This is a genomic window from Bradyrhizobium sp. 87 (assembly GCF_023073015.1).
In the GTDB taxonomy this organism is placed as follows: Bacteria; Pseudomonadota; Alphaproteobacteria; order Rhizobiales; family Xanthobacteraceae; genus Bradyrhizobium; species Bradyrhizobium canariense_D.
In genome coordinates this window covers 81,488-99,069 of the sequence record NZ_JADPIQ010000106.1, presented here as the reverse complement: position 1 = coordinate 99,069, position 17,582 = coordinate 81,488, and the positions used below count along the sequence as shown (strand labels likewise).

At 64.5% G+C, this 17,582-nt stretch carries 13 protein-coding genes and 1 pseudogene; 7 read left to right on the top strand and 7 right to left on the bottom strand.

The features are described from left to right. The first annotated feature begins 2 nt into the window (after positions 1 to 2). The 4 genes and pseudogenes from IVB50_RS27210 (at position 3) to IVB50_RS27195 (ending at position 4,498) form a co-directional block, all read left to right on the top strand. Complete coding sequence (locus IVB50_RS27210; RefSeq protein ID WP_085348860.1) at positions 3 to 860, top strand: ABC transporter permease; 858 nt, start codon at positions 3 to 5, stop codon at positions 858 to 860. Then, positions 857 to 2,596, top strand: coding sequence for an L-arabinonate dehydratase (gene araD, locus IVB50_RS27205; protein WP_018456626.1), 1,740 nt, complete (start codon positions 857 to 859; stop codon positions 2,594 to 2,596). Before IVB50_RS27210 ends, araD begins: the two co-directional genes overlap by 4 nt. Positions 2,597 to 2,606: 10 nt before the next feature. Further along, a pseudogene (locus tag IVB50_RS27200) lies at positions 2,607 to 3,324 on the top strand (ribonuclease activity regulator RraA). A gap of 82 nt (positions 3,325 to 3,406) precedes the next feature. Then, the gene (locus IVB50_RS27195) at positions 3,407 to 4,498 is read left to right on the top strand and encodes an SMP-30/gluconolactonase/LRE family protein (protein ID WP_018456624.1); all 1,092 of its coding nucleotides are present in this window, start codon (positions 3,407 to 3,409) and stop codon (positions 4,496 to 4,498) included. Between the two features lie 110 nt (positions 4,499 to 4,608). Here IVB50_RS27195 and IVB50_RS27190 read toward each other — a convergent pair whose 3' ends face one another. Then, positions 4,609 to 6,708: a S9 family peptidase gene (locus IVB50_RS27190; protein WP_026233212.1), complete on the bottom strand. Its 2,100-nt coding sequence runs from the start codon at positions 6,706 to 6,708 to the stop codon at positions 4,609 to 4,611. Positions 6,709 to 6,856: 148 nt separating this feature from the next. Here IVB50_RS27190 and IVB50_RS27185 point away from each other — a divergent pair, with 148 nt between their 5' ends. Together IVB50_RS27185 and IVB50_RS27180 are read left to right on the top strand one after the other, a co-directional pair. After that, positions 6,857 to 8,293 carry an MBOAT family O-acyltransferase gene (locus IVB50_RS27185; RefSeq protein ID WP_018456622.1) on the top strand — a complete coding sequence of 479 codons (1,437 nt, stop codon included), beginning with the start codon at positions 6,857 to 6,859 and terminating at the stop codon, positions 8,291 to 8,293. Continuing rightward, positions 8,293 to 9,399, top strand: a complete 1,107-nt coding sequence (locus IVB50_RS27180) for a hypothetical protein (RefSeq protein WP_018456621.1) — start codon at positions 8,293 to 8,295, stop codon at positions 9,397 to 9,399. Before IVB50_RS27185 ends, IVB50_RS27180 begins: the two co-directional genes overlap by 1 nt. A 160-nt stretch (positions 9,400 to 9,559) precedes the next feature. Here IVB50_RS27180 and IVB50_RS27175 read toward each other — a convergent pair whose 3' ends face one another. The 3 genes from IVB50_RS27175 to IVB50_RS27165 all read right to left on the bottom strand — a co-directional run bounded on the left by IVB50_RS27175 (position 9,560) and on the right by IVB50_RS27165 (position 13,537). Continuing rightward, the gene (locus IVB50_RS27175) at positions 9,560 to 10,747 is read right to left on the bottom strand and encodes an aminotransferase class V-fold PLP-dependent enzyme (protein ID WP_018456620.1); all 1,188 of its coding nucleotides are present in this window, start codon (positions 10,745 to 10,747) and stop codon (positions 9,560 to 9,562) included. Positions 10,748 to 10,854: 107 nt separating this feature from the next. Continuing rightward, positions 10,855 to 11,595: a thermonuclease family protein gene (locus tag IVB50_RS27170; protein WP_026233211.1), complete on the bottom strand. Its 741-nt coding sequence runs from the start codon at positions 11,593 to 11,595 to the stop codon at positions 10,855 to 10,857. Positions 11,596 to 11,809: 214 nt separating this feature from the next. Beyond that, the gene (locus IVB50_RS27165; protein ID WP_247298153.1) at positions 11,810 to 13,537 is read right to left on the bottom strand and encodes a hypothetical protein; all 1,728 of its coding nucleotides are present in this window, start codon (positions 13,535 to 13,537) and stop codon (positions 11,810 to 11,812) included. A 424-nt stretch (positions 13,538 to 13,961) separates the two neighbouring features. Between IVB50_RS27165 and IVB50_RS27160 the strand changes: the two genes are divergently transcribed. Then, the gene (locus IVB50_RS27160; protein WP_247298135.1) at positions 13,962 to 14,810 is read left to right on the top strand and encodes a caspase family protein; all 849 of its coding nucleotides are present in this window, start codon (positions 13,962 to 13,964) and stop codon (positions 14,808 to 14,810) included. 165 nt (positions 14,811 to 14,975) lie between these two features. On the opposite strand, the gene IVB50_RS27155 is transcribed toward IVB50_RS27160, so the two are convergent. The 3 genes from IVB50_RS27155 to IVB50_RS27145 form a co-directional block, all read right to left on the bottom strand. Continuing rightward, complete coding sequence (locus tag IVB50_RS27155) at positions 14,976 to 15,863, bottom strand: HlyD family efflux transporter periplasmic adaptor subunit (protein WP_026233210.1); 888 nt, start codon at positions 15,861 to 15,863, stop codon at positions 14,976 to 14,978. Between the two features lie 282 nt (positions 15,864 to 16,145). After that, positions 16,146 to 17,270 carry a beta-propeller fold lactonase family protein gene (locus tag IVB50_RS27150; RefSeq protein ID WP_247298131.1) on the bottom strand — a complete coding sequence of 375 codons (1,125 nt, stop codon included), beginning with the start codon at positions 17,268 to 17,270 and terminating at the stop codon, positions 16,146 to 16,148. Between the two features lie 120 nt (positions 17,271 to 17,390). Further along, a complete protein-coding gene (locus IVB50_RS27145; protein WP_018456614.1) occupies positions 17,391 to 17,543 on the bottom strand; it encodes a hypothetical protein in 153 nt (50 codons plus the stop codon). Positions 17,544 to 17,582 lie beyond the last annotated feature (39 nt).

The following is a 17,582-nucleotide window of genomic DNA, read 5'->3' as shown; positions in this document are numbered from 1 at the left end:
TCATGGGCGAAGCGAGAATAATGCTGCGTGACGCGCCGGTCGTCGGCAGCGCAGCCGAGGTCGAGCGCAAGCTGAGCGTGCCCGAGCTGTTGTGGAACGACGGCTTTGTCCGCAAGACCGTCATCATCCTGTTCCTCGCGGCGGTCTGGGAGGCCTACGGCCTCGCCCTCGACAATCCCCTGCTGTTTCCGACGCTGCACGACACGATCCTCACGCTCTACGATCGCGTCAAGGACGGCACGATTCCCATGCGGGCCTGGGCTTCGCTAAAAGTGCTGTTCATGGGCTATTCAGCCGGCATCGCGCTCGCCGCGATCTTCACCGTGCTCGCGATCTCCACCCGCATCGGCACCGATTTCCTTGAGACGGTCACGGCGATGTTCAATCCGCTGCCGGCGATCGCGCTGTTGCCGCTCGCTTTGATCTGGTTCGGTCTCGGCAACGGCAGTCTGGTGTTTGTGCTGATCCATTCGGTGCTGTGGCCGGTCGCGCTCAACACCCATTCGGGCTTCAAGAGCGTGTCCAACACGCTGCGCATGGTCGGCCGCAATTACGGCCTTCGGGGATTGCCGTACGTGGCGAAAATCCTCATCCCCGCCGCGTTCGGCTCGATCCTGACCGGCCTCAAGATCGGCTGGGCCTTTGCCTGGCGCACGCTGATCGCGGCCGAGCTGGTGTTCGGCGTGTCGTCGGGGCAGGGCGGGCTCGGCTGGTTCATCTTCGAAAACCGCAACCTGCTCGACATACCTGCGGTCTTCGCCGGCCTCTTGACGGTGATCATCATCGGGCTTTTTGTCGAAAACCTGATCTTCCGCGCCATCGAGCGGAACACCGTGCAGAAATGGGGCACCCAATCATGACCAAGAAGAAACTAACGCCCGACCAGCTCCGCAGCGCGCGCTGGTTCGCACCCGACGATCTCCGCTCGTTCGGCCATCGCTCCCGCACCATGCAGATGGGCTACGCGCCGGAGGAGTGGAAGGACCGCCCGATCATCGCGATCCTCAACACCTGGTCGGACGCGCAGCCCTGCCACATGCACTTCAAGTCGCGCGTTGACGACGTCAAGCGCGGCATCCTGATGGCCGGCGGCCTGCCGCTGGAGCTGCCGGCACTGTCGCTGTCGGAATCGCTGCTCAAGCCGACCACCATGCTCTATCGCAATCTGCTGGCGATGGACGCCGAGGAGCTGTTGCGCAGCCATCCCGTCGACGGCGTGGTGCTGATGGGCGGCTGCGACAAGACCACGCCGGCGCTGCTGCTGGGTGCGACCTCGATGAACATCCCGGCGATCTATCTGCCGGCAGGTCCGATGCTGCGCGGCAATTGGAAGGGCAAGACGCTCGGCTCGGGCTCGGACGGCTGGAAATACTGGGACGAGCGGCGCGCCGGAAAAATCTCCGACAAGGACTGGCTCGACATCGAGGCCGGCATTGCGCGCAGCTACGGCACCTGCATGACCATGGGCACGGCTTCCACCATGACCGCGATTGCAGAGGCGATCGGCATGACGCTGCCGGGCGCGTCCTCGATTCCCGCCGCTGATGCCAACCATATCCGCATGGCCTCGGAATGCGGGCGCCGTATCGTCGAGATGGTCTGGGAAGATCTGACGCCGAAGACAATCCAGACCCGCAAGGCGTTCGAGAACGCGATTGCAGTGGCGATGGCGATGGGCTGTTCGACCAACGCCATCATCCATCTGATCGCGCAGGCCCGCCGCGCCGGTCTCGACATCGGCCTCGACGATTTCGAGATTGCGAGCCGCAAGGTGCCCGTCATCGCCAATGTGCGGCCGAGCGGCGATGCCTATCTGATGGAGGACTTCTTCTATGCCGGCGGCCTGCCGGCGCTGATGGGGCAGATCAAGCCGCATCTGCATCTCGACTGCATCACCGTCACCGGCCTGACGCTGGGCGAGAATATCGCGCATGCCGAGGTCCACAATGACGATGTGATCCGCTCGATCGACAATCCCATCTACAAGGAAGGCGCCCTCGCGGTGCTCAAGGGCAATCTCGCACCCGACGGCTGCGTCATCAAGCCGTCGGCCTGCGCGCCGCGCTTCCTCAAGCACACCGGGCCGGCGCTGGTGTTCGACGACTACCCTTCGATGAAGAAGGCGGTCGACGATCCCGATCTCGACGTCACCGAAGACCACATCCTCATCCTTCGCAACGCCGGGCCGCAGGGCGGGCCGGGCATGCCGGAATGGGGCATGCTGCCGATCCCGACAAAACTCGTGAAGCAGGGCGTGCGCGACATGGTGCGAATCTCGGATGCGCGCATGAGCGGCACCAGCTACGGCGCCTGCATTCTGCACGTCGCCCCCGAATCCTATGTCGGCGGACCGCTCGCGCTGGTGCGGAACGGCGACCGCATCACGCTCGACGTCGCCACCCGCACCATCAATCTCGACGTGTCGGAAGCCGAGCTCGACAAGCGTCGCGCCGCCTGGAAGCAGCCCGAGCGCCGCTTCGAGCGCGGCTATGGCTGGATGTTCACCAAGCACATCAAGCAGGCCAATGACGGCTGCGACTTCGACTTCCTCGAGACCGATTTCGGCGCGCCGATCGGCGAGCCCTCGATTTACTAGAGAGCGTGACATGACCAAACTTGCCGAGGCCACCCGCAACAAGCTCAAATCCGTCTCCACCGCCACCGTCGCAACCGCGTTGTTCAAGCGGGGCCTGCGCATCCAGATGATCCAGGATGTGCACCCGCTCAGTGCCGACCAGCCGACTGGTCGGTGAAGCCTTCACGCTGCGTTATATGCCGGCGCGCGAGGATCTCAACACCATCGAGGTTTTCAAGGACCGCTCCCATCCGCAGCGCAAGGCAGTCGAGGATTGCCCGGCGGGCCACGTGCTGGTGATGGACAGCCGCAAGGACGCGCGCGCCGCGTCCGCCGGTGCAATCCTGGTCACGCGCTTGATGAAGCGCGGCGTCGCCGGGGTCGTCACCGATGGCGGTTTTCGCGACTCGGCCGAGATCGCCAAGCTCGGTATCCCCGCCTACCACCACCGCCCAAGCGCGCCGACCAATCTGACGCTGCATCACGCCATCGAGATCAACGTGCCGATCGGCTGCGGGGATGCGCCGGTGTTTCCCGGCGACGTCATTCTCGGCGACAGGGACGGCGTGATCGTGATCCCTGCGCATCTCGCTGAGGAGATCGCCAACGAGACCTTCGAGATGACCGCGTTCGAGGACTTCGTCACCGAGGAAGTCAACAAGGGCCGCGGCATTTTCGGTCTCTATCCGGCAACGGACCCACAGACGCTGACCGACTTCGCCGCATGGCGGAAGGCGAACGGAAGGTAAAGGCCGCGCGCCGACACCAAGCATATCAAGAAACAGGCCGGCCGCAGCAAGCGCCGGCCTTAAATCACCCAGGGAGGACTCCATGAATTTCACGCGACGCAACCTCTTGGCCGGCGCCGGCGCTGCGGCCACCTCCGCGCTCCTCGCCCACGCCGCCGGTGCCCAGTCGTTTCCGTTCGCGCCGAACCAGCGCTACCCCGATCCCGCCGTTCAAATCCTCGATCCCAGTTTTGGAAAGTACCGGCTCTATTCCTCGACGCTCGAGCAGGTCGCAACCGGCATGCGCTGGGCGGAAGGCCCCGCCTATTTTCCCGAAGGCGGCTATCTGCTGTTCTCGGACATTCCCAACAACCGGATCATGAAGTTCGACGAGAAGACCGGGCAGACCAGCGTGTTCCGCGCCAACGCGAACTACGCCAACGGCAACGCGCGCGACCGCCAGGGTCGCCTCGTCAGCTGCGAGCACTCGGTGACCCGCCGCATCACCCGCACCGAGAAGGACGGCAAGATCACCGTGCTGGCCGAGAAGTTCGAGGGCAAGCGGCTGAACGCGCCGAACGACATCGTGGTGAAGTCCGACGACAGCATCTGGTTCACCGACCCGCTGTTCGGCATCAACGGCGAGTGGGAGGGCAAGAAGGAAAAGGCCGAGCAAGCCACCACCAACGTCTACCGCATCGCTAAGGACGGCAAGCTCAGCGCTATGCTGACCGACCTCGTCAATCCGAACGGCCTCGCCTTTTCGCCTGACGAGAAGAAGCTCTACGTGGTCGAGTGGAAAGGTACGCCCAACCGCAGCATCTGGAGCTATAGTGTCGGTGACGACGGTTCGCTCAGCGGCAAGACCAAGCTGATCGACGCGGCTGACCAGGCCTCGCTCGACGGTTTTCGCGTCGACCGCGACGGCAATCTCTGGTGCGGCTGGGGCTCCAACGGTGCGCTGCAATCCGAGCCGACCGACATCGCCGGCCGCAAGGTTTATCAGCTCAAGGCCAAGTCGGAGGATCTCGACGGCGTGATGGTGTTCAACGCAGAGGGCAAGCCGCTCGCCTTCATCAAGCTGCCCGAACGCTGCGCCAATCTCTGCTTCGGCGGGCCGAAGAACAATCGCCTGTATATGGCAAGCAGCCACTCGGTGTATGCGCTGTATGTGGAGGCGCATGGGGCCGTGTGAGGCTTCGCCTCTCTCGAGGCCGTAGCCCGGATGGAGCGCAGCGCAATCCGGGGCTGTGATGTCGTCTGCACTAATCCCGGATTTCGCTGCGCTCCATCCGGGCTACGAAGTCACGCCTCCGCCATCCCCGCCGCCCACAGCGCGAACGCATAGACGATCGCGACTTCATCGAGCCGGTTGAAGCGTCCCGATGCGCCGCCGTGGCCGGCGCCCATGTTGGTGCGGAGCAGGACCGGGCCGCCGCCGCTCATGGTCGCGCGCAGGCGCGCGATCCATTTGGCGGGCTCCCAATAGGTGACGCGCGGATCGGTCAACCCGCCCATCGCCAGGATCGCGGGATAGTCTTTCGCCGCGACATTGTCGTAGGGCGAATAGGACAGGATGGTGCGGAAATCCTTCTCGCTCTCGATCGGGTTGCCCCATTCCGGCCATTCCGGCGGCGTCAGCGGCAGCGTGTCGTCGAGCATCGTGTTGAGCACGTCGACGAACGGCACTTCGGCGACGACGCCGGCGAACAATTCGCCGGCGCGGTTCGCCACCGCGCCCATCAGCATGCCGCCGGCCGAACCGCCGTGGCCGACAATGCGCTTTGCACTGGTGTACTTCGCATCGATCAGCGCGCGTGCGCTGGCGGCAAAATCGTCGAACGAATTGGTCTTCTTCTCGCGCTTGCCGTCGAGGTACCAGCCCCAGCCCTTGTCGGCGCCGCCGCGGATATGGGCGATGGCATAGACGAAGCCACGGTCGACCAGCGACAGGCGGTTGGCGCTGAACGAAGCCGGCATCGCCATGCCGTAGGAGCCGTAGCCGTAGAGCAGCAGCGGCGCCGCGCCGTCGAGCGTGAGTCCGCGGCGATGGAGGATCGAGACCGGCACCTCGGCGCCGTCATGCGCTTTCGCCATGATGCGGGTGGTGACGTAGTCGCTCGCATTGTGGCCGGACGGGATCTCCTGCCGCTTGCGAAGGGTGCGCGTGCGCTTGACCATGTCGTAATCGTAGACTTCCGACGGCGTCGTCATCGACGAATAGGCGAAGCGCAAATTGGTCGTCTCGAATTCGTAGGAGCCCATCGTATCCAGCGAATAGGCCGCTTCGTCGAACGCGATCGCGTGCTCCTCGTTCGAGGCGAGGTCGCGGATCACGATGGACGGCAGCGCGTTGGCGCGCTCCAGCCGCACCATGTGGCCGGCATAGAGATCGAGGTCGATGATGTAGATGCCCGGGCGATACGGGATCAGATCGCGCCAGTTCTTGCGCTCGGGTGAGGCGAGCGGCGCGGTGACGATCTTGAAGTCGATGGCATGGTCGGCGTTGGTTAGGATGAAGAGTTCGTCGCCACGGTCGGCCAGCGAATATTGCACGCCTTCCTTGCGTGCCGCGACCAGGCGCGGCGGTGCGTCGGGGTGGGCGAGGTCGATCAGCCGCTGCTCGGAGGTCTCGTGGTCGCCGCCCGCGATCACGCAGAAGCGGCCACTGGTGCTCTCTTGCAGATGGGTGAACCAGCCGGAATCCTGCTCCTCGTAGACCAGCGTGTCGTCGGCTTGCCCAGTGCCGAGCTTATGCCGCCACACCTGCATCGGGCGGTGGTTGTCGTCGAGCTTCACGTAGAAGAACGACGTCGCATCCTTGCTCCAGACCACGCCGCCGTCGGTCTCCTCGACGACGTCGTCGAGGTCCTTGCCGGTCGCCCAGTCGCGCACGCGGATGGAGAAATACTCCGAGCCCTTGGTGTCGGCGCTCCAGGCCTGCAGCCTGTGGTCGTTCGAGTGCCGGCTGCCGCCGAACTTGAAGTATTCATGGTCCTTGGCGAGCGCATCGCCGTCGAGCACGATGTGGCCCTCGCCGCCGTCGCGCGGCATACGGCCGAACAGCTCGTGCTGACCGCCCTCGCGGAATTTGCGGAAATAGGCGAAAGGACCATCCGGCGACGGCACGCTGGAATCGTCCTCCTTGATCCGCCCCCGCATCTCGCGCACCAGCGTTTTCTGGAGCGCCGCGGTATGGCCGAGCAGGCTCTCGGTGTAGCCATTTTCTGCGTCGAGATATTTGCGGATGTCGGGATCGAGCACCGCGGGGTCGCGCAGCACCTCCTGCCATTTCTCGTCCTTCAACCAGGCATATTCATCCGTCACGGTGATCCCGTGTCGCGTGAAGGAATGCGGCCGGCGCGGCGCGAGGGGGGGCAGGGAAGGTGTTTTGGCTTGTGTCACTCGATCCTCATTCAGATGCGTGTTTCACCTTATATCGTCCCGCTTCCGTGAATTGCCAGCGTCGCTGCGGGCGTCGTCGCCGGGTTGTTGACGGGCCGCTTGTATGCTTTAGGGGCCGGGTCTTTAGTCCTGCCGCCGGTCCAGCCTGATGTTGTTCAATTCCTACCCGTTCATCCTGCTGTTCCTGCCGGCCGCGCTGGCTGGCTATTTCTGGCTCGGGCGGCGCAGCAATCTGGCCCCGGTGATCTGGCTGGCGGCGGCCTCGCTCACCTTCTATGCCATTGGCAACTGGCAGTTCGTGGCCCTGTTGCTGCTATCGATCGCCTTCAACTACGGCATAGGCCACCTCCTCATCGTGGCCAAGCTTACTTCGTCGCAACGAAAGGTGGCACTGGCCCTCGGCGTCGCCGGCGATCTTCTCGTACTTGGCATCTTCAAATATGCCGGCTTCGTCACCGAGAACGTCAACGCGCTGGCCGGCACGCACTTTGCGGTCCACATCCTGCTGCCGGTCGGCATCTCCTTCTACACGTTCACCCAGATCGCGTTCCTGGTTGACGCCTGGCGCGGGCAGGTCGCGGCCTACGCGCTGCCACACTATGCGCTGTTCGTGACCTACTTTCCGCATCTGATCGCGGGGCCAATCCTTCACCACAAGGACATGATCCCGCAATTCGAGCGGGAGGAAACCAAGCATCCGCATGCGCATCTGATCCTGTGCGGCCTCATCATCTTCGCAATCGGCCTGTTCAAGAAGACCTGCCTTGCCGACGGCATCCAGCCGCTGGTCGCGCTCGCCTTCGATGCGCGCGCGCCGAGTTTTGATCAGGCCTGGCTCGGTGCACTCGCCTACACGTTCCAGCTCTATTTCGACTTTTCCGGCTATTCCGACATGGCGATCGGGATATCGCTGATGTTCGGCATCTTCCTGCCGGTCAATTTCAACTCGCCCTACAAGGCCACCAGCATCGTCGAGTTCTGGCGCCGCTGGCACATGACGCTGTCGCACTTCCTGCGCGACTATCTCTACATCCCGCTCGGGGGCAACAGGCGCGGGCGCGTGCTGCGCTACATCAACTTGCTGCTCACGATGCTGCTCGGCGGGCTCTGGCATGGCGCGGCCTGGACTTTTGTCATTTGGGGCGCCCTGCATGGCGCCTATCTCTGTATCAATCACGCTTTCAACGCGCTGGTGCCGAATGTTCCGAAGTGGCTCGCGCACCCGACGCGTGTCGCCGGAGCCGTGCTGACATTCCTCGCCGTCGTTGTCGCCTGGGTCTTCTTCCGTGCCGAACGGGTCGATTGGGCAATGCGGATTGTGAATGCGATGGCCGATCCCTCCAACATCGTGTTCGGCCGCGAGGAGATTGCGGCGTCGGTGATGGTCACGATCTATGCCGCGCTGGTGTGGCTGGCGCCGAACACGCAAGGACTCATGGGGTACGACCACGCCAATCGCAGGGTCGGCGACGGCCTGATGTCCGGACGGATGCGGCCGCTGGTCCTCTATGGTGCGTCGCTGGTGCTTGCGTTCGGGATTTTGGGTATCCAGAGCCACAGCGAATTCATCTATTTCCGGTTCTGATGCGCGGCGCGTTCACAAATCCAGGGCGTCTTCTCCTCGCGAGCATCGCGTGCGTGCTGGGCGCGGCTGCGCTCACCTATGTCATCGATCCCCTGCAACTGTTTCGGCCTTCGCGTCTCGTCGCGCCGTTCTATTCCGATGACACGCGCGTGCAGAATGCCGGGCTGATCCGCAGCCAGTCGTTCGATACCGCGTTCATGGGCACCTCGCTCGCGATCCATTTCCGCCAGAGCGACATCGACCATGCCCTCGGCGTGCACTCGCTCAAGCTGGCGATGACCGGCTCCAATTCGTGTCAGCAGGGCTTTGTGCTCGAGCAGGCCATCGACCGCGGCGCGAAGCGCGTGATCTGGGCGATGGACGACTTTATCTTTGTCGATGCTGCCGACATCGAGACCGATCCTTATCTCGCTGCCGATCTCTATCGCGGGACGGCAAAGGGGATCGCGTCCTATCTGTTCAGTGCGGCGATGGCGAAGGAATCCCTGTTCGCATTGCTGCGGTCGGTTCCGCCGCTGCGGGAGCCGCTGACCCGGGCGGCGCCTTTTCTGCCCGTCAAGTTTGCGCTTGAAGACGTCGACGACATTTATGCGTTGCCGCGCGATATCGACGTCGCGCGCGCCTATAATGCGAAAAGGACGCTCGCGGCTTTCGCCTATATCACCGATCCCGTGCGCAGCCGTTTTCTCGGCGAAGGCTATCGTTACGACGCGATGGTCCGGCATTTCGAGCGTGACGCCGTCGGCCTGATCGCGCGCCATCCGGACGTGACCTTCGACATCTACTTCCCGCCCTATTCGATCCTGCAATTCGTCGCGATGCGCGACGCTTCGCCTGCGACGCTGAAAATCGTCACGGACCTCACGGCCGTCATTGCGCAGCGCCTGACGCAGCTTCCCAATGTGCATCTGTACGATTTCCGGGCGATCAAGGACGTGACGCACGACCTCGACAATTACGGCGACGTCATCCACCATTCGCCGGTGATCGATGCGAAGGTGCTGTCGTGGCTGGCGCGTGGGGAGTATCGGGTCGATCCGACGGCGCCACTTGCCTCGCTGGACGCGTTGAAGGCGCAGGTCGCGGCGTATCGGTTCCCGCGCTGACTTCCCCTCTCCCCTTGTGGGAGAGGGTGGCTCGCCGCGTTAGCGGCGAGACGGGTGAGGGGTATCTATCCGCGAGTCCGGCAGTTGCGATTGCGGAGACAACCCCTCATCCGGCGCTTCGCGCCACCTTCTCCCACAAGGGGAGAAGGAAAAAAGAGGCTTACACCGCCACCTCTTCGCCGAGATAGGCAACCGCCGCTTCGAGCCCGCCTTTGCCGTGCGGGATCTTCAGCGCGTTCAGCCCGATCTCGATCACGCCCAACGTGCCGAGCAGCATCGGGGCGTTGACGTGGCCCATATGGGCGATGCGGAAGGCTTGTCCCGAGAGATCGCCGATGCCGGTGCCGAGCACGACGCCGCACTTCTCCTTGCAATAGCGTTGCAGGATTGCCGGATCGTGGCCGTTGCTCATGGTCACCGTGGTCACGGTGTTGGAGCGTTCGCTGGCTTCGGCGACGTTGAAGCCGAGCACCTGGCCTTCCGACCACGCGCCGACCGCGCGGCGTGCGGCCTCGCCGAGCAGGCTGTGACGTCGGAAGGCGTTCTCCAGTCCTTCCTCGTGCAGCAGGTCAATGGCCTGGCGCAGCGCGAACAGCAGATGCACCGGCGCGGTGCCGGCATATTTGCGATAGTGCTCGCTGCCCTCGCGCTCGCTCCAGCTCCAATAGGGCGTGCTCATGTTGGCGGTCTTCTGCACCTCGCGCGCGCGCGCGTTGGCCGCGACGAAGCCGAGGCCGGGCGGCGTCATCAGGCCCTTTTGCGAGCCCGACATCGCGACGTCGATGCCCCATTTGTCCATCTCGAACGGCATGCAGCCGAGCGAGGCCACAGTGTCGACCATGTACAGCGCCGGATGGCCGCTGGCCTTGATCGCCTTGCCGATCGCCTCGATGTCGTTCTGCACGCCTGAGGCGGTGTCGACCTGGACGACGACGACGGCCTTGATGGTGTGCTCCTTGTCGCGGCGCAGGCGCTCCTCGACCTCGTGCGGCCGCACTGCGCGGCGCCAGTCGCCCTTGAGCACCTCGACCTCGGCACCCATCAGCGCCGCGGCATGGCCCCAGCCGATCGCGAACCGTCCGCTTTCGAGCACCAGCACCTTGTCGCCGCGCGACAGCACGTTGCTCAATGCTGCTTCCCAGGCGCCGTGACCGTTGGCGATGTAGATGTAGGACTTGCCCTTGGTGGCAAACAGTTTCGAGATGTCACTGAGCAGGCTCTCGGTCAGATCGGTCATCTGTTTGGAGTAGATGTCGATCGCCGGACGATGCATCGCCCGCAGCACCTCGTCGGGCATATTGGTGGGCCCGGGGATGGCCAGAAATTCCCGGCCCGCGCGAACGGTCATTGCTGTTGGTCCTTGTTGCCTGAGAATAGGATGGTGGGTCGCTGATTCACACTTTTACGCGGCGCCGCGGTGCAAGAAAAGGCCGGAAAACGCAGGTCTGACGTGGGTTATCTCTTAGTCTCGCGGCAGCCCGCATCCTCGGCTTCCTCCACCGAGCAGAACCAGCGCGTGCCCTTGCTGATCTTCATCTTGATCTGCGCATACCAGCGGCTGGTCGGCCGGTGATAGATGCACTCGCCGGCGCTGTTGACGTTGCCCTTGATGGTGCAGTCCGGCGAGGGCGCGACCGGGCCCGAAGCCGAAGCGAGCAGGATCGCATGTGCGCCATCGGGCGGCTTGGTGGCGCCGAGGATGGTGGTCTTCTTGTTGCGCTCGCGCCAGTCCCAGGGCGCGATGAAGGCGCCTTGCCACATGCCGGCTTTTGCCTCCCGCGCGGCGGCATCATCGGCTTCGTAGTCGCGCGAGACGCGGGTGTAGGCCAGCGCCCAGCCTGCGCGCACCAGCCATTTCTGGATATCCTCGCCGCCGACGTCGCAGCGCGCCACGGTGCGGCCGCGCCGGTCGATCGACCGCGCATGGCAGACCCAGGTCTTGCCGTCGGCGTATTTGGCGAGCTCGTCGCGGGCCGCGATGCCGCAGGTCCAGCGCTCGCCCTTGTTGTTGAGGCAGAGCTGGTCGACCGCGGGGGCGTCGATGCCGCCGAGCCTGATCCGCGTGTTGCCGATCACCACCGCGTCGCCGGCGCGGACCTTCGCTGTGCCGGTGATGTCGGCGGCCCGCGCCGGCGATGGCAAGCCGGACAAGGAGAAGCCAAGCAATGACAGCGCAATCAGGGGTTTTCGCAACATGCCGGCCCGCGTGTGATGAAAACTGCGATAGACCTCGCAATTGTGGTCGGCTTTTGTCCGCTCGGCCAGCATATGCCTGGCAATTGGGCTTTCAACTTCCTGTCATCGGGCGAAGTTTAGTAGGGGTGGGTTAGCCGAAGGCGTAACCCACCTCTTTCGTCTCCACGGCGGCAGAAGTGGTGGGTTACGCTTCGCTAACCCACCCTGCGCGACCTCATCCCCGCGCCATCGCCCGCTCGGCCACCGCCAGCGCCATCAGCACGAACGCGGACGTGACCTCCGGACCGCCCACCAGGATCCGCGTCGGCGTCTTCATCTTGTTCCACTCATAGGCGCGGAACGGGCCGCGGCGGCCGCCTTCGCCGACGCTCGCGACGATCACGTTCAGCGCCGGCGCAAAGGCGCGCGGGTCGGCGCCGAGATGGCCGAGCGCGATCAGGGCGAGCGCTGCGTCGAACACGTTCATTTCGGCGGCCATCAACTCGCCCTTGACGTAGGAGAGCACGCGGTGGCGGATGAAATCGAAATCGCCGTCGGGATCGATGATCGCCTGCGCCGCCAGCGGCAGCGCCAGGAAGGCAGCATAGCAGCGACCGAAATAGGCGCTGTAAAGCTCAGGCAAATAGTAGATATGCGAGCGCGGATTGGCGAAGGCGCCGCTCGCCGCCAGCCGCTTCTGGAAGCCGAGGATGCGATGCACGGTGGCGAGCCGCGCCGGCGTCTCCAATACTTTCCAGCGCGCGAGGTTGCGAAAGCTGACCTCGAGAATGTCGAGATTGAGCGTCGGATCGAGATCATTGCCATAGGGCCGCTCGCCCTTGAGATTGTCGATCCAGGTCGCAACCCCGCCCTCGTAATCGATATTGTCGTTGATCGGCACGGTCACGCGCGGCTCGTTGACGCCGGCGCGCACCTGATAGCCGGCATAGAAATCCAGCAGCGGCTGGTCGAGGATCGGATCGGTGCAGCCGGCCTGCGTCGCCGCGGAGATCGAGCACGCCGTGGTGTCGCAATCCGGCACGTAGACGCCGAAGCCGAGGTCCTGCTTGATCTGGGCGAAGTAGCGTGAGAAGCGCGGATGCGGTGCCGGCGCGAGCGCGGTGATGACGTTGAACCGCGCCCCGTCGATGCCCTCGACCTCTTCGCGGCTGATGTTGACGCAGAAATCGACCATATCGGCAACCGCGCGCTCCGCCGCCATCTTGTCGGAGAGCGAGGCGAGACCGGTCTCAACGTAGCTCAACAGCGCCTCGATGAAGAACGCGTCGTAATAGGCCGAGCGGTGGCGGATCTGCACCGGCTCCCACATCGGTTCGGCAACCCCTCGCCAGGGCGGATTGACGACTGCGCGCGCCGGAGATCGCGCGATGAAGACACGGGCGAGGTTGAACAGCAGCGAGGAGTTCTTGTAGCCGCGCGCGTTGAGACCCGTGAGCGCCATGGTCAGCTCTCGGCCGCGGAAATCGGGATCGCCGATCAGGTTGAACGCGGCGTAGGTCGGCAGAAAGCCATTTTTGCGGTACGAGCCCAGCAGATGCTGCGCGCAGTCGCGGATCACGCCGTCGATCTGCGATTGTTGCGGCATGGCGCCGGTGAACATGGCCGGCGGCGGCTTGGGATGATCCAGCGCGATGCTGTCGACGAGATCGGCGACGGGCTGGCCGACCGCCGCCCAATTGGGCTCGGCCTCGTCGCGGGCGCGCACTAGGGCCTGGCGCAGCCGGGCCAGTTTGCCTTCGTCGCGCAGCTCGGGCAGCCCGGCCCGGCGGAGCAGCACCCGCAATGCGGGATTGCCGAGCGCGGTCTTGTAGAACTTAGGCAGATGCGGATCGCCGCTGGCCGCAACAGACAGTACGGGATCGCAGACGTCGTAAAGCGAGGGGCCGTCCTTCCGCGCCGTCAGCGCCCGGCAGGCGGCGCCGGCAAAATATTGAAAGCTCATGAAATAACCTGGTCGCGGGAATTGGCCGGGGGGCCGGCCGGCGCGCTCCCAGCCGCGCGCCACCCCCTGCAAGTCGTTAAAAAGCTACCCGGATTCGCAGGAAATACAAATGTGATGAGGGTCACAGAAAAAGCCGGCACGAAGCCTGCATAATCAGGCTCCGGAAGGCTACGGGGACGCAAAAAAATCACACATTGGGCAGTAAAAATTAGCTCATGTTTCCAGAGACTTAGCTCAAATTTTCGGCGATCTATTGCGGGGGAGGCGATATCCGGTTAAGGCTTTGTTTGGTGCGGCGCCGCAAATTGCGCGCAATTCGGGGGCACACCCCCGGCCAATCCCTCAAACCCAAAGACGCTATCGCGCTACTCAAACAGTGTGCGCGTGTTTGGCTGGTCTTTGGCACTGACAGGAATGACGCGAGATGAATGTAACGCAGCTCGACATTTCCCGACGCACGATCGCGGTGGCCGCAGCCCTCATCGGCACGGTCTCGCTCGTGATCGGCGCCCATGCTGCCCTCAACATGCGGGCGCTCGATGCCGCCAAGGCCGTCTCGACCGACCAGGTCACCGGCTCGATCGGCCAAGCCTCGCGTCTCGCCCTCGTCATCGGCAATGGACATTACCCCGACGCCAGCGCGCCGCTGACGCAGTCGATCAACGACGCCCGCGCGCTGTCCTCGTCGCTGCGCAAGAACGGTTTTGACGTCGACATGGTGGAAGACGCGACCAAGGACGACATGGTCCGCGCCGTCAATCGCCTGAAGTCCCGGATCAAGCCCGACACCGTCGTCATGCTGTTCTTCGGCGGCTACGGCGTGCAGGCCGGCCGCGAGAGCTACATGCTGCCGGTCGATGCCGTGATCTGGAAGGAAAGCGACGTCCGCCGTCACGGCGTCTCCATCGAGGGCGTGCTCGAAATGATGAAGGAGCAGGGCGCCAAGGCCAAGCTCGTCGTGGTCGACGCCTCCCGCCGCAATCCCTATGAGCGCCGCTTCCGCTCCTACAGCCACGGCCTCGCGCCGATCAGCGCGACGGACAATGCGCTGATCCTCTCCTCGGCTTCGCCGGGCAAGGTCGTCGACGACGGCAAGGGCGAGCACAGCGTGCTGGTCAGCGAGTTCCTCAACAACCTCAATACGCAGGGCAGCGCCGAGAGCGTCTTCAACAAGACCCGCCTTGCCATCTCCCGCGCCAGCGAAGGCGACCAGGTCCCGACCGTCTCCTCCTCGCTGCTCGAGGACGTCCATTTCGGCGAAGCCGGCGGCTAGTTTTTCTTAGGTTCTGCGAAGTCTCGTGCCCCGGACGCGGCGCATCATGCAATGATGCGACGCAGAGCCGGGGCCTAGTTTTTAAGCTTATCGCTTGGACGAGAGATGGGTCCGGCTCTGCGCGGCAGCGTCACACGCTGCAGCGCGTCCGGGACACGAGCAATCCTACTTCGCCGCTTCCGTGGCCATCACCGTGCGCACCGGATCTCCTTCGCGCAGCAGCGCGCCGGCGCGGGCGACGACGATATCGCCCTCGTTGAGGCCGTCGCGAATCTCGATATTGCCGCCCGACATCAGTCCGACCTCGACGCGCTTGGTCTCGACGCGGTTGCGGCGGATCACCTGCACGACGGTGCCGGCGGAGGAATACTGCACCGAGGTCAGCGGCACCGCGACGTTGCAGCTCTGGCCCGACTTGATCAGTGCGCGCCCGCTCGCATTCAGCAACAGCCGCTTCTGCGAGGAGATGCCGATATAGACCATGCCCTGCTGGATGTTCGGCTCGACCGTCGGGCCGATGCGGCGCACCTTGCCGTCGATATCGCCGGCGCCGGCGATGCGCACGGTCGCCACCTGGTTGACCGCGAGCTTGCGCATATCGCTGGTCGCGACGAGGGCGACGAGATCGTACTCGCTGCGCGCCACGATCGTGAACAGCGCCTCGCCCTTGGCGGAGGCGAGGTTGCCGATCTGCGCGGTCGACGTCGCGATCACGCCTGCCACGGGGGCGGTGACCTGAAGCGTGCCGCCCTCGGGCAGTGCCAGCCGCGCCAGCACCTGGCCTGCGGTGGTGGTGTCGCCGGCTTCCGCCAGCACCTCTGTCACCTTCAGGCCGGGCCGCTCCGGCCGCACCGAGCTTGCCTCGCGCGCGATGATGGTGCCGGTGCCCTCGACGATGTCGGAGAAACAGGATTTTGCGACCTTCAGCACCGTGACCGCCGGCCCCTTGGGCGCGTCGTCATCGGCGGCGGCAGCGGGCTGGGCCGACAGCAACAGCAGTCCGGCGAGCGCAACGAGATGTCTGGAAACAGAACGCGCAGGCAATGATCGCATGGGTCATTCCGGTTGGGGCCTTGACGGCCTCATCGTTAGCAGAAGCGATCGCTGCGAGCCAAGGGCACGTCAGGGCCGGCCGGATCAGAATGCCGCAGCAGCACGGGCGGCGCGATGCCGCCCGTTGAATTAGTCGCCGCACAAGCAAAGAGGTTCGTCGGCCGCCCAACAAACGCGTCATGCCCGGGCTTGTCCGGGCATCCACGTTCTTTGTGCCGCGTAGCTAGGCGTGGATGGCCGGGACAAGCCCGGCCATGACGACGAGGAGGTACCAGCGCCCGCTCACGGCAGGCTCAAAAACTCCACCCAGTTCGGCTTCTTGCCGGTGGCGTAGGATTTCAGCTTGGTCAGCACCCCGCTGCTCTGGTCGATGGCATAGACCGTCATGCTGTCGGAGAGCTCGCCCACGGCGGCAAGGTAGCGCCCGCCGGGATCGATATGGAAGCCGCGTGGCTGCTTCTCGGTCGGCACGCTGCCGATGGTGGTCAGCTTGCCGGTGGTTGCATCGACCTTGTAGGCGGTGAGCGTGCTGGTGGTGCGCTCGGAGGCGTAGAGGAAACGGCCGTCGGGGGTGATTTGGATGTCGGCTGCCCAGGGCTTTCCGGTAAATCCTTCGGGCAGCGCGCTGGTGCGCTGGATCTCGTCCCATGCGCCGCCCTTGGCCTCATAGGCGAACGCCGCGACGTCGCCGTTTAGCTCGTGCAGGAGATAGACGAACTTGCCGTTGGGGTGGAACACGAAATGCCGGGGTCCCGATTTCTCCGGCACCTTATGGGCCGGCGGATCGCTCGGCGTGAGCGTGCCGGTCGTGGCATCGAACGTGAAGGCCAGGATCTGGTCGGAGCCGAGATTGGTCGCGAACGCGAAGCGGTTGTCGGGCGAGGGCAGGAAGGCGTGCGCGTTCAGCCCGGTCGGGATCACCTGCTTCGGTTCGCCTGCGACGCCGTTGGCGAGCAGCGGATTCAGCGCGACCTTGTTGCCGCCATAGGAGGCGCTGAACAGGAATTTGCCGCCGCGGTCGATGGCGATGTAGGCCATGCTGTCGGCGAGCGGGCCGTTGCCGATATGGCTGAGCTGGCCGGTCTTCGGATCGATCGCAAAGCTCACCGCGAGAAACGGCTGCGAGCGGACACCGGCGATCAGCACGCGATGGTCGGGCGTGATCGCGAGCGGCGTCGAGGAGCCGGGCTTTTCGACGCCGGTGAAGCAGGCCGTCTGCACGGGCGTCATCTCGCCGCTCTCGGCCATCTTGAACACGCTGATGTCGTTACTGTCGGCATTGCCGACATAGGCGAACGTCTCGGCCATGCCGGCGCGGACTCCAGAAATGAGAGTGAGGAAAGCAAGCGTGGTGGCGATCGCGGCGCGGGGTACGCCGGATCTGATGCGTCGGGTCGATCTCAACATGGGGTCCTCCTGGATGCCGGTGCGGCATTTGTCGTTTTGCCGGCGAGGATAGCGGCAGCCGCCCCGCCGCGCCAAACTCCAATGCGGATCGATCGATGCCGAAATGGTATCGGTGGAGGTCTACCGTATGGCCGCTGTGCGCGAGGGCAGATGGAGCCCGGGCCGGGTGTGGGGCGGCCCGAGCACGGTCCACACGGTGACCGCGAGCAGCGCGCAGGTCAGGATCGTCCAGGCGACGAGTCGTTTCCGCATCAGGCCGAATCCGTCAGTCATATGAAGAGAATGCTCCCGGGGAGCGGGCCTGGCGATCGT

Excerpts from the sequence above, each read along its gene's own strand:
- IVB50_RS27210 (WP_085348860.1), top strand. The coding sequence starts at position 3 with ATGGGCGAAGCGAGAATAATGCTGCGTGACGCGCCGGTCGTCGGCAGC.
- araD (WP_018456626.1), top strand. The coding sequence starts at position 857 with ATGACCAAGAAGAAACTAACGCCCGACCAGCTCCGCAGCGCGCGCTGG.
- IVB50_RS27195 (WP_018456624.1), top strand. The coding sequence starts at position 3,407 with ATGAATTTCACGCGACGCAACCTCTTGGCCGGCGCCGGCGCTGCGGCC.
- IVB50_RS27185 (WP_018456622.1), top strand. The coding sequence starts at position 6,857 with ATGTTGTTCAATTCCTACCCGTTCATCCTGCTGTTCCTGCCGGCCGCG.
- IVB50_RS27180 (WP_018456621.1), top strand. The coding sequence starts at position 8,293 with ATGCGCGGCGCGTTCACAAATCCAGGGCGTCTTCTCCTCGCGAGCATC.
- IVB50_RS27175 (WP_018456620.1), bottom strand. The coding sequence starts at position 10,747 with ATGACCGTTCGCGCGGGCCGGGAATTTCTGGCCATCCCCGGGCCCACC.
- IVB50_RS27170 (WP_026233211.1), bottom strand. The coding sequence starts at position 11,595 with ATGTTGCGAAAACCCCTGATTGCGCTGTCATTGCTTGGCTTCTCCTTG.
- IVB50_RS27165 (WP_247298153.1), bottom strand. The coding sequence starts at position 13,537 with ATGAGCTTTCAATATTTTGCCGGCGCCGCCTGCCGGGCGCTGACGGCG.
- IVB50_RS27160 (WP_247298135.1), top strand. The coding sequence starts at position 13,962 with ATGAATGTAACGCAGCTCGACATTTCCCGACGCACGATCGCGGTGGCC.
- IVB50_RS27155 (WP_026233210.1), bottom strand. The coding sequence starts at position 15,863 with ATGCGATCATTGCCTGCGCGTTCTGTTTCCAGACATCTCGTTGCGCTC.
- IVB50_RS27150 (WP_247298131.1), bottom strand. The coding sequence starts at position 17,270 with ATGTTGAGATCGACCCGACGCATCAGATCCGGCGTACCCCGCGCCGCG.
- IVB50_RS27145 (WP_018456614.1), bottom strand. The coding sequence starts at position 17,543 with ATGACTGACGGATTCGGCCTGATGCGGAAACGACTCGTCGCCTGGACG.